Consider the following 14,984-nt stretch of genomic DNA (forward strand, 5'->3'; position numbering starts at 1 on the left):
GGGTCAAGAAGCTGCCCGAGCCCGCCGCTGCCGCGCTGGGCCGCCGGCTGGCCGACACGGTCTGGCGGCGCCGCGGCAAGGGCGTCACGCGGCTGGAGGCCAATCTCGCGCGGGTGGTGCCGGATGCGTCGCCCGCTCATCTACGCAAGCTCTCGCGTGCCGGGATGCGCTCGTATCTGCGCTACTGGATGGAGTCCTTCCGGCTGCCTGCCTACAGCGAGCAGCACATCCTGGAAAGCGTCGACGTCGAGAACGCCGACCGCCTCACCGACGGACTCGCCTCGGGGCGCGGCGTGATACTCGCCCTGCCGCACATGGGCAACTGGGACCTGGCCGGCGCCTGGGCGGTTACCGCGACCCGTACGCCCTTCACCACCGTCGCCGAGCGGCTGAAGCCCGAGAGCCTCTACGACAGGTTCGTCGCCTACCGGGAGAGTCTCGGCATGGAAGTGCTGCCGCATGGTGGCGCCTCCGCTTTCGGCACGCTGGCGCGCAGGCTGCGCGCGGGCGGGTTCGTCTGTCTGGTCGCCGACCGCGATCTGTCCGCGAGCGGGATCGAGGTCAAGTTCTTCGGCGAGGCCACCCGGATGCCGGCCGGGCCCGCGCTGCTGGCCCAGCAGACCGGGGCGCTGCTGATGCCGGTGACGCTGTGGTACGACGCGCCGCCGCGGATGAGGGCCAGGGTCCACGAGCCGGTCCCGGTGCCGGAGATCGAGGGGCGCAGGGAGCGGGTCGCTGCCATGACGCAGACCCTCGCCGACACCTTCGCGGCCGGCATCGCCGAGCACCCGCAGGACTGGCACATGCTCCAGCGCTTCTGGCTCGCCGACCTGGAGCAGCCCCCGGAGCAGGCTCCGTCCGCAGAGGGAGCCCCGGGCGCGGGTGAGCGGGGGACGGGATGAGGATCGGCGTCGTCTGTCCCTACTCGTGGGACGTCCCCGGCGGCGTCCAGTTCCACGTACGCGACCTGGCCGAGCATTTGATCCGGCTCGGCCACCAGGTGTCCGTACTGGCGCCCTCGGACGACGAGACCCCGCTGCCCTCCTACGTCGTCTCGGCGGGGCGTGCCGTGCCGGTGCCGTACAACGGTTCGGTGGCGCGGCTGAACTTCGGCTTCCTCTCCGCGGCCCGGGTGCGCCGCTGGGTGCACGAGGGCGACTTCGATGTGCTGCACATCCATGAGCCGGCCACGCCCTCGCTGGCGCTGCTGGCCTGCTGGGCGGCGCAGGGCCCGATCGTGGCCACGTTCCACACCTCGAACCCGCGTTCCCGGGCGATGATCGCGGCGTACCCGATCCTCCAGCCGGCGCTGGAGAAGATCAGCGCCCGGATCGCGGTGAGCGAGTACGCCCGCCGCACGCTGGTCGAACACCTGGGCGGAGATGCGGTCACCATCCCCAACGGGGTCGATGTCGGGTTCTTCGCCGACGCCGAGCCCAAGCCGCAGTGGCAGGGCGGCCCCGAAGGTCACACGATCGGGTTCATCGGCCGGATCGACGAGCCCCGCAAGGGCCTGCCGGTGCTGATGAAGGCGCTGCCCGCCATCCTGGAGGCCGCCCCGGCGACCCGGCTGCTGGTCGCGGGGCGGGGCGACGAGCAGGAGGCGGTCGCCCAGCTGCCGCCCGCCATGCGGGAGAACGTGGAGTTCCTCGGCATGGTCAGCGACGAGGACAAGGCGCGGCTGCTGCGCAGCGTCGATCTGTACGTCGCACCCAACACGGGCGGCGAGTCCTTCGGGATCATCCTGGTGGAGGCGATGTCCGCCGGAGCGCCGGTGCTCGCCAGCGATCTGGACGCCTTCGAACAGGTGCTGGACGGTGGAGCGGCCGGCGAGCTGTTCCCCGTCGAGCAGGCCGACGCACTGGCCGCCTCCGCCGTACGTCTGCTCGCCGACCCCGCGCGCCGGGCCGACCTGCGCAAGCGCGGCAACGGGCATGTGCGGCGGTTCGACTGGTCCACCGTCGGCGCCGACATCCTCGCCGTGTACGAGACGGTCACGGACGGTGCCGCCTCCGTCGCACCCGACGAGCGCACCGGGCTGCGGGCCCGGTTCGGCCTCGCCCGGGACTGAACCCTAGGACCGGACAGCAACGATGCCGACTCTCACCACCGTCATCTGGATCGTCGTCGCGCTGGCGCTCGTCGGCGTCTATCTGAGCTGGACAGCGGGGCGCCTGGACCGGCTGCACGCGCGGATCGACGCGGCCAAGGCCGCGCTGGACGCCACCCTGCTGCGCCGCGCCTCCATCGCGCAGGAGCTGGCCACCGCGGGAGTGCTGGATCCCGCGGCCTCGATGGTGCTCTACCAGGCCGCGCACGGCGCCCGGCAGGCCGAGGAGGAGCAGCGCGAGGTCGCCGAGAGCGAACTGAGCCAGGCGCTGCGGGCCGTCTTCGCCGAGAGCGCACAACTGGAGGCCGTGCGCGAGGCTCCGGGCGGCCATGAGACGGCCAGCGAACTGAGCGCCGCGGTCCGCAGGGTGCCCATGGCGCGGCGCTTCCACAACGACGCCGTACGGGCCGCGCGGGCGCTGCGGAGCCACCGCACCGTGCGCTGGTTCCGGCTGGCCGGGCACGCACAGCCGCCGCTGGCGTTCGAGATGGACGACGAGCCACCGCCGGTGCTGGCCGACCGGGGGCATCCTTCCCAAGGCTGACAGCGGTCGGTTGGCCCGGGGTTTGCAGGCCACAGCGTGTCGATTGGCCCTTTTCGCGGGAGGCCCCGTTCGAGCAGGGTGACTGAGGACCTGAGAGGTCCCGGACCTGAAGAGGTCCCCGCCGAACACCACCCCTTCAGCGAGGTCGAACGTGTCATCTCCGTCCACCGCCACTGAGTCCACCGCGGCGTCCGCCGAGGCCCAGCGCCCCGAGACCGGCACCGCCCGCGTCAAGCGGGGCATGGCCGAGCAGCTCAAGGGCGGCGTGATCATGGACGTCGTCACACCGGAGCAGGCGAAGATCGCCGAGGACTCGGGTGCCGTCGCCGTCATGGCACTGGAGCGTGTCCCCGCCGACATCCGCAAGGACGGCGGCGTGGCCCGGATGTCCGACCCGGACATGATCGAGGGCATCATCGAGGCCGTCTCGATCCCGGTGATGGCCAAGTCCCGTATCGGCCACATCGTCGAGGCCCAGGTGCTGCAGGCGCTCGGTGTCGACTACATCGACGAGTCCGAGGTCCTCACCCCGGCCGACGAGGTCAACCACAGCGACAAGTTCGCCTTCACCACGCCGTTCGTCTGCGGTGCCACCAACCTGGGTGAGGCGCTGCGCCGGATCGCCGAGGGCGCGGCCATGATCCGCTCCAAGGGCGAGGCCGGCACCGGCAACGTGGTCGAGGCCGTCCGCCACATGCGCCAGATCAAGAACGAGATCGGCAAGCTGACCGTCCTGGACAACAACGAGCTCTACGCGGCGGCCAAGGAGCTCCGCGCGCCGTACGAGCTGGTCAAGGAGGTCTCGGTGGCGGGCAAGCTGCCGGTCGTGCTCTTCTCCGCGGGCGGCGTGGCCACCCCGGCGGACGCGGCGCTGATGCGCCAGCTCGGCGCGGAGGGCGTCTTCGTCGGCTCCGGCATCTTCAAGTCGGGCGACCCGGCCAAGCGCGCCGCGGCCATCGTGAAGGCCACCACCTTCTACGACGACCCCAAGATCATTGCCGACGCCTCCCGCGGTCTGGGCGAGGCCATGGTCGGCATCAACTGCGACACCCTCCCGGAGACGGAGCGCTACGCGACCCGCGGCTGGTGAGGGCCTGACACCCGGTGGGCGGGCACCAGCACGGGCGCATCCGCCCGCCCACCGCACCGGCCGTCCCCGTACAGCCCGCCCAGCATGTAGCAGCCGCCCGGCCACCCCGGCAGCAGAGAAGGACCCGCACAGTGTCTGTGCCCACCATCGGCGTGCTCGCCCTCCAGGGCGACGTCCGCGAACACCTCGCAGCTCTCAAGGCATCGGGGGCGAACCCCGTACAGGTGAGGCGTCCCGAAGAGCTGGACGACGTGGCGGGACTCGTCATCCCCGGCGGCGAGTCGACCACGATCAGCAAGCTCGCCGTCATCTTCGGCCTCATGGACCGACTCCGCGAACGGGTGTCCCAGGGGATGCCCGCTTACGGCTCCTGCGCCGGCATGATCATGCTCGCTGACAAGATTCTCGACCCGCGTTCCGGGCAGGAGACCATCGGCGGCATCGACATGATCGTCCGCCGCAACGCTTTCGGTCGCCAGAACGAGTCGTTCGAGGCGGCGCTCGACATGCCGGCCGTCCCCGGCGGCCCGGTGGAGGGCGTCTTCATCCGCGCCCCCTGGGTCGAATCGACGGGCGCGGCGACTGAGACGCTGGCCTCCTACGACGGTCATCCGGTGGCCGTCCGGCAGCGGCATCTGCTGGCCACGGCCTTCCATCCGGAACTCACCGGTGACCAGCGGGTGCACGCGCTGTTCACGGAGATGGTGCGGTCAGCACACTGAGTTGCTGACGGTAGGATCTCCGCGTCGAGATGAAGTTGGGACTGTGAAGGAGCGAGGCTGTGTCCGGCCACTCTAAGTGGGCTACCACCAAGCACAAGAAGGCCGTGATCGATGCCAAGCGCGGCAAGCTCTTCGCGAAGCTGATCAAGAATATCGAGGTCGCGGCCCGGATGGGCGGCGCCGACCCGGAGGGCAACCCGACCCTCTACGACGCCATTCAGAAGGCGAAGAAGCAGTCGGTTCCCAACAAGAACATCGACAGCGCGGTCAAGCGCGGCGCGGGCCTGGAGGCCGGCGGCGCCGACTACGAGACGATCATGTACGAGGGCTACGGCCCCAACGGCGTCGCCGTGCTGATCGAGTGCCTCACCGACAACCGCAACCGTGCGGCCTCCGACGTGCGGGTCGCCATGACCCGTAACGGCGGCTCGATGGCCGACCCGGGCTCGGTCTCCTATCTGTTCAACCGCAAGGGCGTCGTCATTGTCCCGAAGAACGGGCGGACCGAGGACGACATCCTCGGTGCCGTGCTGGAGGCGGGCGTCGAGGAGGTCAACGACCTCGGTGAGAACTTCGAGGTGATCAGCGAAGCCACCGACCTGGTGGCCGTGCGCACCGCGCTGGTCGATGCCGGGATCGACTACGACTCGGCCGAGGCCAGCTTCGTGCCCAGCATGCAGGTGGAGCTGGACGAGGAGGGTGCGCGGAAGATTTTCAAGCTGATCGACGCGCTGGACGACAGTGATGACGTGCAGAACGTTTTTGCCAACTTTGATGTGCCGGATGATGTGATGGCGAAGGTCGACGCGTAGGTCCCTCTTTTTCTGGTGAGGGGCTGCCCCTGGCTCGAACCCGCAGTCTGCGGGTGCGTGGTGGTTGCGCGCGCAGTTCCCCGCGCCCCTTCGGGGTCCAGGCCCTATGCGCGGGTCCCCGGTTCTGTCAGAGGTTGCCTATAGCCTGCGGGAACCAGGAAACGGCTGCGGAGAGGGGGATGGCGTTGCGCGTGCTGGGGGTCGACCCGGGGCTTACCCGCTGCGGCATCGGCGTGGTGGACGGCGTCGCGGGGCGCCGGCTGACGATGGCCGGCGTCGGCGTGATCCGTACCCCCGTGGAGGCGGAGATCCCCGAGCGGCTGGTGCTGATCGAGCGCGGTCTCGAGGAGTGGCTGGACGAACACCGCCCCGAAGCGGTCGCGGTGGAGCGGGTGTTCAGCCAGCACAACGTCCGTACGGTCATGGGCACCGCGCAGGCCAGTGCCGTCGCCATGCTGTGCGCCGCCCGGCGCGGGCTGCCGGTGGCGCTGCACACCCCCAGCGAGGTCAAGGCCGCCGTCACCGGTTCGGGCCGGGCCGAAAAGGCCCAGGTGGGTGCCATGGTGACGCGGCTGCTGGGCCTGTCGGCCGCGCCCAAGCCCGCCGACGCGGCGGACGCGCTGGCCCTCGCCGTCTGCCACATCTGGCGCGGCCCGGCCCAGAACCGGCTCCAACAGGCCGTCGCAGCGCAGCAAGCGACCCCGGCACCGCAGTACCGCAGGAAGGGCACCGTTTGATGATCGCCTCCGTCTCGGGATCCGTCGCCGCGCTCGGCCCCGACTCCGCCGTGATCGAGGTCGGCGGGGTCGGCATGGCGGTCCAGTGCACGCCCGGCACGCTCGCCGAACTGCGCATGGGTGAGCCCGCCAGGCTCGCCACCTCGCTGGTCGTACGGGAGGACTCGCTGACCCTCTACGGCTTCGCGGACGAGGACGAGCGGCAGATCTTCGAACTGCTCCAGACCGCGAGCGGGGTGGGCCCGCGGCTGGCCCAGGCGATGCTGGCGGTGCACAGCCCCGACGCGCTGCGGCTGGCCGTCTCCACCGGGGACGAGAAGGCGCTGACCGCCGTGCCCGGCATCGGCAAGAAGGGCGCGCAGAAGTTGCTGCTGGAACTGAAGGACCGGCTCGGCAGGCCGCTCGGCACGGTCCCCGCCTCGCGGGGGGCGGTGGCAGCCGCGGTGCCCGGCTGGCAGGAGCAACTCCATGCGGCGCTGGTCGGGTTGGGGTACGCGGCCAAGGAGGCGGAGGACGCCGTCGCGGCTGTGGCCCCGCAGGCGGAGGCCGTTGTCGCGGACGGCGGTGAGCCGCAGGTCGGTGCGCTGCTGAAGTCCGCTCTCCAGTCGCTGAACCGGGCGCGGTGAGGGCATGAGCTCCGAGGAACGGCTGGTCGACGCCGAGGTCGACAGCGATGAGCAGGCTGTCGAAGCCGCTCTGCGCCCCAAGCAGTTGGGGGAGTTCATCGGGCAGCCCAAGGTGCGCGAGCAGCTGGACCTGGTGCTCCGCGCTGCACGGGCGCGTGGCGGCACCGCCGACCATGTGCTGCTCTCCGGCGCACCGGGGCTCGGCAAGACGACGCTGTCCATGATCATCGCGGCGGAGATGGGCGCCCCCATCCGCATCACTTCAGGCCCCGCCATCCAGCACGCGGGCGACCTCGCGGCGATCCTCTCCTCGCTCCAGGAGGGCGAGGTGCTCTTCCTGGACGAGATCCACCGGATGTCCCGCCCGGCCGAGGAAATGCTCTACATGGCCATGGAGGACTTCCGCGTCGACGTGATCGTCGGCAAGGGGCCAGGGGCCACCGCCATCCCGCTGGAGCTGCCGCCGTTCACGCTGGTCGGTGCCACCACCCGGGCCGGGCTGCTGCCGCCGCCGCTGCGGGACCGCTTCGGGTTCACGGCGCACATGGAGTTCTACGAGCCGGAGGAGCTGGAGCAGGTCGTACACCGGTCAGCCGAGCTGCTGGAGGTGCGGACGGACCCGGAGGGCGCCGTGGAGATCGCCGGGCGCTCCAGGGGCACGCCACGTATCGCCAACCGGCTGCTGCGGAGGGTGAGGGACTACGCACAGGTCAAGGCGGACGGTGTCATCACCCGCGAGGTGGCCGCCGCCGCGCTGGAGGTCTACGAGGTGGACGGGCGCGGTCTCGACCGGCTCGACCGTGCGGTGCTCGGCTCGCTGCTGAAACTGTTCGGCGGCGGTCCTGTGGGGCTTTCCACGCTTGCCGTCGCGGTTGGCGAGGAGCGTGAGACAGTGGAGGAAGTGGCCGAGCCGTTCCTCGTTCGTGAGGGGCTGCTGGCCCGTACTCCTCGTGGTCGCGTGGCCACGCCCGCCGCATGGGCTCACCTGGGTCTCACCCCGCCCCAGCAGTCCCCGCGGTCGGCTTCCGGAGGGCCTGGGCAACAGGGCCTGTTCGGAGCGTGACGGCGCGGAGACTCGTCGGGCCGGGAACCTCGGTGCCATGCTTGACGTTGTTCCATCGGCGAAGGCTCGCTTAGACTCCGCCGACGCCCTCCCTTTGCGGAGGCTTGCCCACCCCGAATACCCCCAGGCCGCTGAGACGCGGCCATGTGAAGGAAAATCTTCCGCCGTGGACCCAATTGCTCTGCTCCCGTTCATTGTGATCATCGGGGCCATGTTCCTGATGACTCGCTCCGCCAAGAAGAAGCAGCGTCAGGCCGTGCAGATGCGTGACCAGATGCAGCCTGGCACGGGCATCCGCACCATCGGGGGCATGTACGCCGTCGTCAAGGAGATCCGCGAGGACAGCGTCCTCGTGGAGATCGAGCCCGGCACGCACGCGCTCTTCGCGAAGAACGCCATCGGTGCCGTCCTCTCCGATGAGGAGTTCGACCGCATCACGAACGGTCCGGAGGGCGAAGAGTTCGGCGTCGACGCGGTGGTTCCCGACGACGCCTCCTCGCTGACCGGGGAAGAGGACGCTCCCTCCGACGCGAAGCTCGACCTCGAGAAGAAGGACGCCGGTGACGGCCCCGACGCTGCCGTGGACAAGGACGCCGAGGAGCCCGTCGAGGCGTCCGGCGAGCCGAAGGCGGAGTCGGTCAAGGCCGACGACGACACCGCCAAGGACGGCAAGCGGGACGAGGACGCCGACTCCAAGTAAGGTCAGCGCCGCCGGACTGGGGGAGTAGGACCGGGTCCGGCGGCGTAGCACGTCCACAGACCACTTCGCGCGCCGCTGTGCCGCGCCCGGCCGAACTCGCGGGGCGGCACGGGCGGTTGGACAGGGAGAGACGAGAAGGTGGCAGCACCGAAGAGGGGTCGCAGGGCCTCCGGCGCCCAGGGGAGGCCGTGGCGCTCCCTAGGGCTGATTCTGGTGATCACGGCGGGGCTGATCGTGGGGATGTTCGCCTCGGGTCACAAGACGCCCAGGCTGGGCATCGACCTGGCCGGCGGCACCAGCATCACGCTCGAGGCGAAGAACCAGCCCGGCAAGCCCAACGCGATCAACAAGACCAACATGGACACCGCCGTCGGCATCATCGAGCGGCGCGTCAACGGTCTTGGCGTGACCGAGTCCGAGGTTCAGACGCAGGGCGACCGGCACATCATCGTCAACATCCCCAAGGGCACCAACTCCAAGCAGGCGCGCGAACAGGTGGGCACCACGGCGCAGCTCGGTTTCCGCCCGGTGCTGACGCTGGCGCAGGCCGAGAAGCCGCAGAAGCCGCAGCCCAAGCCCTCCAAGTCCGGCAGCTCCGGAAAGCAGGGCAGCCAGGACGGCAAGGGCAAGCAGGACGAGAAGAGCAAGAGCGGCCAGGACGAGAAGGCCCAGCCGTCCTCCTCGCCGTCCTCCTCGAACTCCGCCTCGCCGTCGCCCGGCGGCCAGGGCCGTGCCGTCACCGAGGGCCTGAAGGCCAAATCCGCGGCCAAGACGGACAAGAGCCCCAGCCCTCAGCCCAGCGACTCCAGCGGCAAGAAGAAGTCCCCGCAGCCGACGGCGCCGCCGCAGCAGCCCCAGGCACCCGGCGTCCCCGCCGCGCTCGCCAAGAAGCTCGCCGCGCTGGACTGCAGCACCAAGGAAGCCCGGGCCAAGGCCAGCGAGAAGGCCGCGAGCACCAAGGGCTCCGAGCCGATCGTCGCCTGTGACGCCAAGGACCCGATCAAGTACGCGCTCGGCCCGGTCGCCGTGCCGGGCAAGAACGTCAGCAAGGCCAAGGCCGTCTTCGCGCAGGACCGCGGTCAGTGGATCGTCCAGATGTCGTTCAACGACAAGGGATCCGACCAGTTCGGCGCGATCACCGACAAGCTGCGCAAGAAGCCGCAGCCGCAGAACCAGTTCGCCATCGCGCTGGACGGCGAGGTCCAGTCGGCGCCCACCGTCAACCAGCGGCTGACCAACAACGCGGAGATCTCCGGCAGCTTCACCCAGGAGTCCGCAGAGGACCTGGGCAACATCCTCTCCTACGGCGCGCTGCCGCTCTCCTTCGAGGAGTCGGACGTCACCACCGTCACCGCCGCGCTCGGCAGCGACCAGCTGCAGGCCGGTCTGATCGCGGGCGCCATCGGGCTCGCCCTGGTGGTCGTCTACCTGGTCGCCTACTACCGCGGCCTCTCGCTGATCGCCATCCTGAGCCTGCTCGTCTCCGCGGCACTGACGTACACGATCATGACGTTGCTGGGCCCGGCGATGAGCTTCGCGCTCAACCTGCCGGCCGTCTGCGGCGCCATCGTCGCCATCGGCATCACGGCCGACTCGTTCATCGTCTACTTCGAACGCATCAGAGACGAAGTCCGCGAGGGCCGCACGCTGCGGCCCGCGGTCGAGCGGGCCTGGCCGCGCGCCCGGCGCACCATCCTCGTCTCCGACTTCGTCTCCTTCCTCGCCGCCGCGGTGCTGTTCATCGTCTCGGTCGGCAAGGTGCAGGGCTTCGCGTTCACGCTGGGCCTGACCACCGCGCTCGACGTCGTCGTGGTCTTCTTCTTCACCAAGCCGGTCATGACGCTGCTCGCCCGCAGAAGGTTCTTCGCCGACGGGCACCCCTGGTCCGGCCTCGATCCCAAGCGGCTCGGAGCCAGGCCACCTCTGCGGCGCGGCCGCCGCACCGTCAGCACCGAACCGAAGGAGGTCTGAGGTGTCCCGTCTCGGCAGTCTCGGCGCCCGGCTGTACCGCGGTGAGGTCGGCTACGACTTCGTCGGGCACCGCAAGGTCTGGTACGGCCTCTCGATCCTGATCACCATCACGGCGATCGTGGGCCTCGTCGTCCGCGGCCTCAACATGGGCATCGAGTTCGAGGGCGGTGCCGTCTTCACCACGCCCAAGACCTCCGCCTCCGTGGAGCAGACCACACACGCGGCGGAGAAGGTCTCCGGGCACACGGCCATCGTCCAGGAACTGGGCGACGGCGGTAAGCGCGTGCAGATCGCCAGCGTCGACACCAAGACCTCCACCAAGGTCAAGGAGGAGCTGGCCGGCGAGCTGAAGGTGAACCCGGAGAAGATCGACGCCCAGCTGGTCGGCCCCAGCTGGGGCGAGCAGATCGCCAACAAGGCGTGGCAGGGGCTCGGGATCTTCATGATCCTGGTGGTGATCTATCTCGCCATCGCCTTCGAGTGGCGGATGGCGCTGGCGGCGCTGATCGCCCTCATCCACGACATCACCATCACCGTCGGTGTCTACTCGCTGGTCGGCTTCGAAGTCACACCAGGCACCGTGATCGGTCTGCTGACGATCCTCGGCTACTCGCTCTACGACACGGTCGTCGTCTTCGACGGTCTGAGAGAGGGCAGCAAGAACGTCACCAAGCAGACCAAGTACACCTTCAGCGAGATCGCCAACCGCAGCATCAACAGCACGCTGGTGCGCTCCATCAACACCACCGTCGTCGCGCTGCTGCCGGTCGCGGGCCTGCTGTTCATCGGTGGCGGGATGCTCGGCGGCGGCATGCTCAACGACATCGCGCTCTCCCTCTTCGTCGGCCTGGCCGCCGGTGCGTACTCCTCGATCTTCATCGCGACCCCGCTGGTCGCCGACTTCAAGGAGCGCCAGCCCGAGATGAAGGCCCTCGCCAGGCGGGTGCGCACCAAGCGCCTGAAGGCTGCCGAGCGCGAGGCGCACGAGCCGGACGACGAGCCCGACGGCCCGGTGGACGAGCCTCCGGGCGACGGCGGCGTCCGCCCGCCCGTCGCAGTGGACAACGGCCGCGGCGGCGGACCCGCGGCAGCGGGCGCCGGGCTCGCGGGCCAGCGGCGCCAGCCGCCCTCCCGCGGCCGTGGCCGCGGCAGGGCCTCCGGAAAGCGCAGGTGAGCCGATGAGCGCGACGGAGTCCTCGGCGGCCCCGCTGGTCCCCGCCGACGTGCGGGAGTTGCTGACCAGCCGGATCCACGACGTGCCCGACTACCCCAAGCCCGGGGTGCTGTTCAAGGACATCACCCCGCTGCTCGCCGACGCCAAGGCGTTCTCCGTCCTCACGGAGGTGCTGGCGGGGCTCGCAGAGCGGCGCGGGGCCACGAAGATCGTCGGCCTGGAGGCGCGCGGTTTCATCCTCGGCGCTCCCGTCGCCGTGCGCGTCGGCATCGGGTTCGTGCCCGTACGCAAGTCCGGCAAGCTCCCCGGCGCCACTCTCTCCCAGGCGTACGACCTCGAGTACGGCAGCGCCCAGATCGAGGTGCACGCCGCGGGGCTGGCGGAGGGCGACCGGGTGCTGGTGATCGACGACGTACTGGCCACCGGCGGCACCGCCGAGGCGTCCGTGGAGCTCATCCGGCGCACGGGTGCCGAGGTCGCGGGCGCGGCGATACTGCTGGAGCTCGGCTTCCTGGCCGGCCGGGAGCGGGTGGAGCGCGCCCTTGCGGGTGCCCCGCTCGACGCCCTGGTCACTGTCTGAGACCGCGGGCCGCCTTTGAGTGGCCGGCGGCCTGAACGAGAAGCTGCGCAGGGCGGCATAAGGCGGCCCCCCGATACGTTCACCTGAACGTGCCCGGCCGAAGCCGGGGCAGGGGTGGCCGCCTTCGCCGTTCCCTCCGGGAGGTCCGGGTGTGGCCGGGGTGGCTACCATGGCAGTCCGACCGGGGTCCACCGAGGAGTGCTCTTGCCAGACGAGGCCCAGCAGCTCACCGCCGCGCAGCGCCAGGAAGCGGAGGCCGCCGGCGAGGCGGCCCGGCGCCGGTCCGCCGCCGCGGCCAACGGCGGGCTGCCCTCGAAGAGCGAGGGCGCCGGCCGCTCCCGTGCCGCCGACAGCCCCGCCGAAGCCAACGGCAAGCAGCCCGGCACCGCGCACAGTGCTCCCGCGGGCCGCGGTGGCAGGAGTGGCGAGCGGGGCGGAAAGAGCGCCGAGAACGGCTCTCGTGACCGTGTGGCGCCCGCGCGCGCCGTCTCCGGGGTCTCGGGCCGCTCCGGCTCCTCCAACCGCGTACGCGCCCGTCTGGCGCGCCTGGGGGTGCAGCGCTCCAGCCCGTTCAACCCGGTGCTGGAACCGCTGCTGCGGATAGTGCGCAGCAACGACCCCAAGATCGAGTCCTCCACGCTCCGCCAGATCGAGCGCGCCTACCAGGTCGCCGAGCGCTGGCACCGCGGCCAGAAGCGCAAGAGCGGCGACCCGTACATCACCCACCCCCTCGCCGTCACCACGATCCTCGCCGAGCTGGGCATGGACCCGGCGACGCTGATGGCGGGCCTGCTGCACGACACCGTCGAGGACACCGAATACGGGCTCGACACCCTGCGCCGCGACTTCGGCGACCAGGTGGCCCTCCTGGTGGACGGGGTCACCAAGCTGGACAAGGTCAAGTTCGGTGAGGCCGCGCAGGCCGAGACGGTGCGCAAGATGGTCGTCGCGATGGCCAAGGACCCCCGCGTCCTGGTCATCAAGCTCGCCGACCGGCTGCACAACATGCGCACCATGCGCTATCTCAAGCGGTCCAAGCAGGAGCAGAAGGCCCGCGAGACGCTGGAGATCTTCGCGCCGCTCGCCCACCGGCTGGGCATGAACACCATCAAGTGGGAGCTGGAGGACCTCGCGTTCGCGATCCTCTACCCCAAGATGTACGACGAGATCGTCCGCCTCGTCGCCGAGCGCGCTCCCAAGCGGGACGAGTATCTGGCCGTCGTCACCGACGAGGTGCAGGCCGATCTGCGTGCGGCGCGGATCAAGGCCACCGTCACCGGGCGGCCCAAGCACTACTACAGCGTCTACCAGAAGATGATCGTCCGCGGCCGGGACTTCGCGGAGATCTACGACCTGGTGGGCATCCGCGTCCTGGTGGACACCGTCCGCGACTGCTACGCCGCGCTGGGCACCGTGCACGCCCGCTGGAACCCGGTTCCCGGGCGGTTCAAGGACTACATCGCGATGCCCAAGTTCAACATGTACCAGTCGCTGCACACGACGGTCATCGGGCCGGGCGGCAAGCCCGTCGAACTGCAGATCCGCACCTTCGACATGCACCGCCGCGCCGAGTACGGCATCGCGGCGCACTGGAAGTACAAGCAGCAGGCCGTCGCCGGCACCTCAAAGGTGCGCACGGATGTGCCCAAGAGCGCGGGCAAGGGCGGTGCCGGCGACGAAACGATCAACGACATGTCGTGGCTGCGGCAGTTGCTGGACTGGCAGAAGGAGACCGAGGACCCCGGCGAGTTCCTGGAGTCCCTGCGCTTCGACCTCTCCCGCAACGAGGTCTTCGTCTTCACCCCCAAGGGTGACGTCATAGCGCTCCCGGCCGACGCCACCCCCGTCGACTTCGCCTACGCCGTGCACACCGAGGTCGGCCACCGCACCATCGGGGCGCGGGTCAACGGCCGCCTGGTGCCGCTGGAGTCGACGCTGGACAACGGCGACACGGTGGAGGTCTTCACCTCCAAGGCATCCGGCGCCGGACCCTCCCGGGACTGGCTCGGTTTCGTCAAGTCACCGCGTGCCCGCAACAAGATCCGCGCCTGGTTCACCCGCGAGCGGCGCGACGAGGCCATCGAGCAGGGCAAGGACGCCATAGCGCGGGCGATGCGCAAGCAGAACCTGCCCATCCAGCGCATCCTCACCGGCGACTCGCTGGTCACCCTCGCGCACGAGATGCGCTACCCCGACATCTCAGCGCTCTACGCCGCGATCGGCGAGGGCCACGTCTCGGCGCAGCACGTCTGCCACAAGCTGGTGCAGGCGCTGGGCGGCGAGGACGAGGCCAAGGAGGACATCGCCGAGACCGCGCCGCCGATGCCGGCCCGCAGCACGCGGCGGCGCTCCACCGCCGACCCGGGCGTCGTCGTCAAGGGCGCGGGCTCCGATGTGTGGGTCAAGCTGGCCCGTTGCTGCACGCCGGTGCCGGGTGACCCGATCATCGGGTTCGTCACCCGCGGCAACGGGGTTTCGGTGCACCGCACCGACTGCGTCAACGTCGACTCCCTCACCCGGGAGCCCGAGCGGATCCTGGACGTCGAGTGGGCGCCCACCCAGTCGTCCGTCTTCCTGGTCGCCATCCAGGTCGAGGCCCTGGACCGCTCCCGGCTGCTCTCCGACGTCACGCGCGTGCTGTCCGACCAGCACGTCAACATCCTCTCGGCCGCTGTTCAGACGTCCCGCGACCGCGTCGCCATCTCCCGCTTCACCTTCGAGATGGGCGACCCGAAGCACCTGGGCCACGTACTGAAGGCGGTACGTGGAGTGGAGGGCGTCTACGACGTGTACCGGGTGACGTCAGCGAGGCGGCCCTCGTAGCCGGACCGTCCGGGGGTGCGGGGGCACAGCCC

At 70.3% G+C, this 14,984-nt stretch carries 14 protein-coding genes; all 14 read left to right on the forward strand.

All coding sequences use genetic code 11. The annotated features are described in order from the left end of the window. Window positions 1-902: phosphatidylinositol mannoside acyltransferase (locus tag ITI46_RS28085; protein WP_209242715.1), on the forward strand; the 902-nt coding region annotated here is incomplete at its 5' end. Then, window positions 899-2,071, forward strand: a complete 1,173-nt coding sequence (locus ITI46_RS28090; RefSeq protein ID WP_209242716.1) for a glycosyltransferase family 4 protein — start codon at window positions 899-901, stop codon at window positions 2,069-2,071. The genes ITI46_RS28085 and ITI46_RS28090, both read left to right, overlap by 4 nt. Before the next feature lie 22 nt (window positions 2,072-2,093). Beyond that, window positions 2,094-2,654, forward strand: a complete 561-nt coding sequence (locus ITI46_RS28095; RefSeq protein ID WP_209242717.1) for a LemA family protein — start codon at window positions 2,094-2,096, stop codon at window positions 2,652-2,654. Between the two features lie 151 nt (window positions 2,655-2,805). Then, a complete protein-coding gene (pdxS, locus tag ITI46_RS28100) occupies window positions 2,806-3,744 on the forward strand; it encodes a pyridoxal 5'-phosphate synthase lyase subunit PdxS (RefSeq protein WP_209242718.1) in 939 nt (312 codons plus the stop codon). A 131-nt stretch (window positions 3,745-3,875) separates the two neighbouring features. Beyond that, complete coding sequence (gene pdxT, locus ITI46_RS28105) at window positions 3,876-4,466, forward strand: pyridoxal 5'-phosphate synthase glutaminase subunit PdxT (RefSeq protein ID WP_209242719.1); 591 nt, start codon at window positions 3,876-3,878, stop codon at window positions 4,464-4,466. 59 nt (window positions 4,467-4,525) lie between these two features. Next, the gene (locus ITI46_RS28110; RefSeq protein WP_209242720.1) at window positions 4,526-5,278 is read left to right on the forward strand and encodes a YebC/PmpR family DNA-binding transcriptional regulator; all 753 of its coding nucleotides are present in this window, start codon (window positions 4,526-4,528) and stop codon (window positions 5,276-5,278) included. A gap of 185 nt (window positions 5,279-5,463) precedes the next feature. Continuing rightward, window positions 5,464-6,015: a crossover junction endodeoxyribonuclease RuvC gene (ruvC, locus tag ITI46_RS28115; RefSeq protein WP_209242728.1), complete on the forward strand. Its 552-nt coding sequence runs from the start codon at window positions 5,464-5,466 to the stop codon at window positions 6,013-6,015. Continuing rightward, a complete protein-coding gene (gene ruvA / locus ITI46_RS28120) occupies window positions 6,015-6,641 on the forward strand; it encodes a Holliday junction branch migration protein RuvA (protein ID WP_209242721.1) in 627 nt (208 codons plus the stop codon). The genes ruvC and ruvA overlap by 1 nt, the downstream gene beginning before the upstream one ends. Before the next feature lie 4 nt (window positions 6,642-6,645). Beyond that, a complete protein-coding gene (ruvB, locus tag ITI46_RS28125; protein WP_209242722.1) occupies window positions 6,646-7,704 on the forward strand; it encodes a Holliday junction branch migration DNA helicase RuvB in 1,059 nt (352 codons plus the stop codon). 166 nt (window positions 7,705-7,870) lie between these two features. Next, a complete protein-coding gene (yajC, locus tag ITI46_RS28130) occupies window positions 7,871-8,404 on the forward strand; it encodes a preprotein translocase subunit YajC (RefSeq protein WP_209242723.1) in 534 nt (177 codons plus the stop codon). 138 nt (window positions 8,405-8,542) lie between these two features. Continuing rightward, window positions 8,543-10,375: a protein translocase subunit SecD gene (gene secD / locus ITI46_RS28135; protein WP_209242724.1), complete on the forward strand. Its 1,833-nt coding sequence runs from the start codon at window positions 8,543-8,545 to the stop codon at window positions 10,373-10,375. 1 nt (window position 10,376) lies between these two features. Continuing rightward, on the forward strand, window positions 10,377-11,549 hold the full coding sequence (secF, locus tag ITI46_RS28140; protein WP_209242725.1) for a protein translocase subunit SecF: 1,173 nt from the start codon (window positions 10,377-10,379) through the stop codon (window positions 11,547-11,549). A 4-nt stretch (window positions 11,550-11,553) separates the two neighbouring features. Further along, entirely contained in the window at window positions 11,554-12,129 is a 576-nt protein-coding gene (locus ITI46_RS28145; RefSeq protein WP_209242726.1) for an adenine phosphoribosyltransferase, read from the forward strand. Window positions 12,130-12,333: 204 nt separating this feature from the next. Beyond that, a complete protein-coding gene (locus ITI46_RS28150) occupies window positions 12,334-14,952 on the forward strand; it encodes a RelA/SpoT family protein (protein WP_209242727.1) in 2,619 nt (872 codons plus the stop codon). Window positions 14,953-14,984 lie beyond the last annotated feature (32 nt).

It is taken from the genome of Streptomyces oryzae, from assembly GCF_017676365.1.
GTDB classification, from domain to species: Bacteria; Actinomycetota; Actinomycetes; order Streptomycetales; family Streptomycetaceae; genus Streptomyces; species Streptomyces oryzae.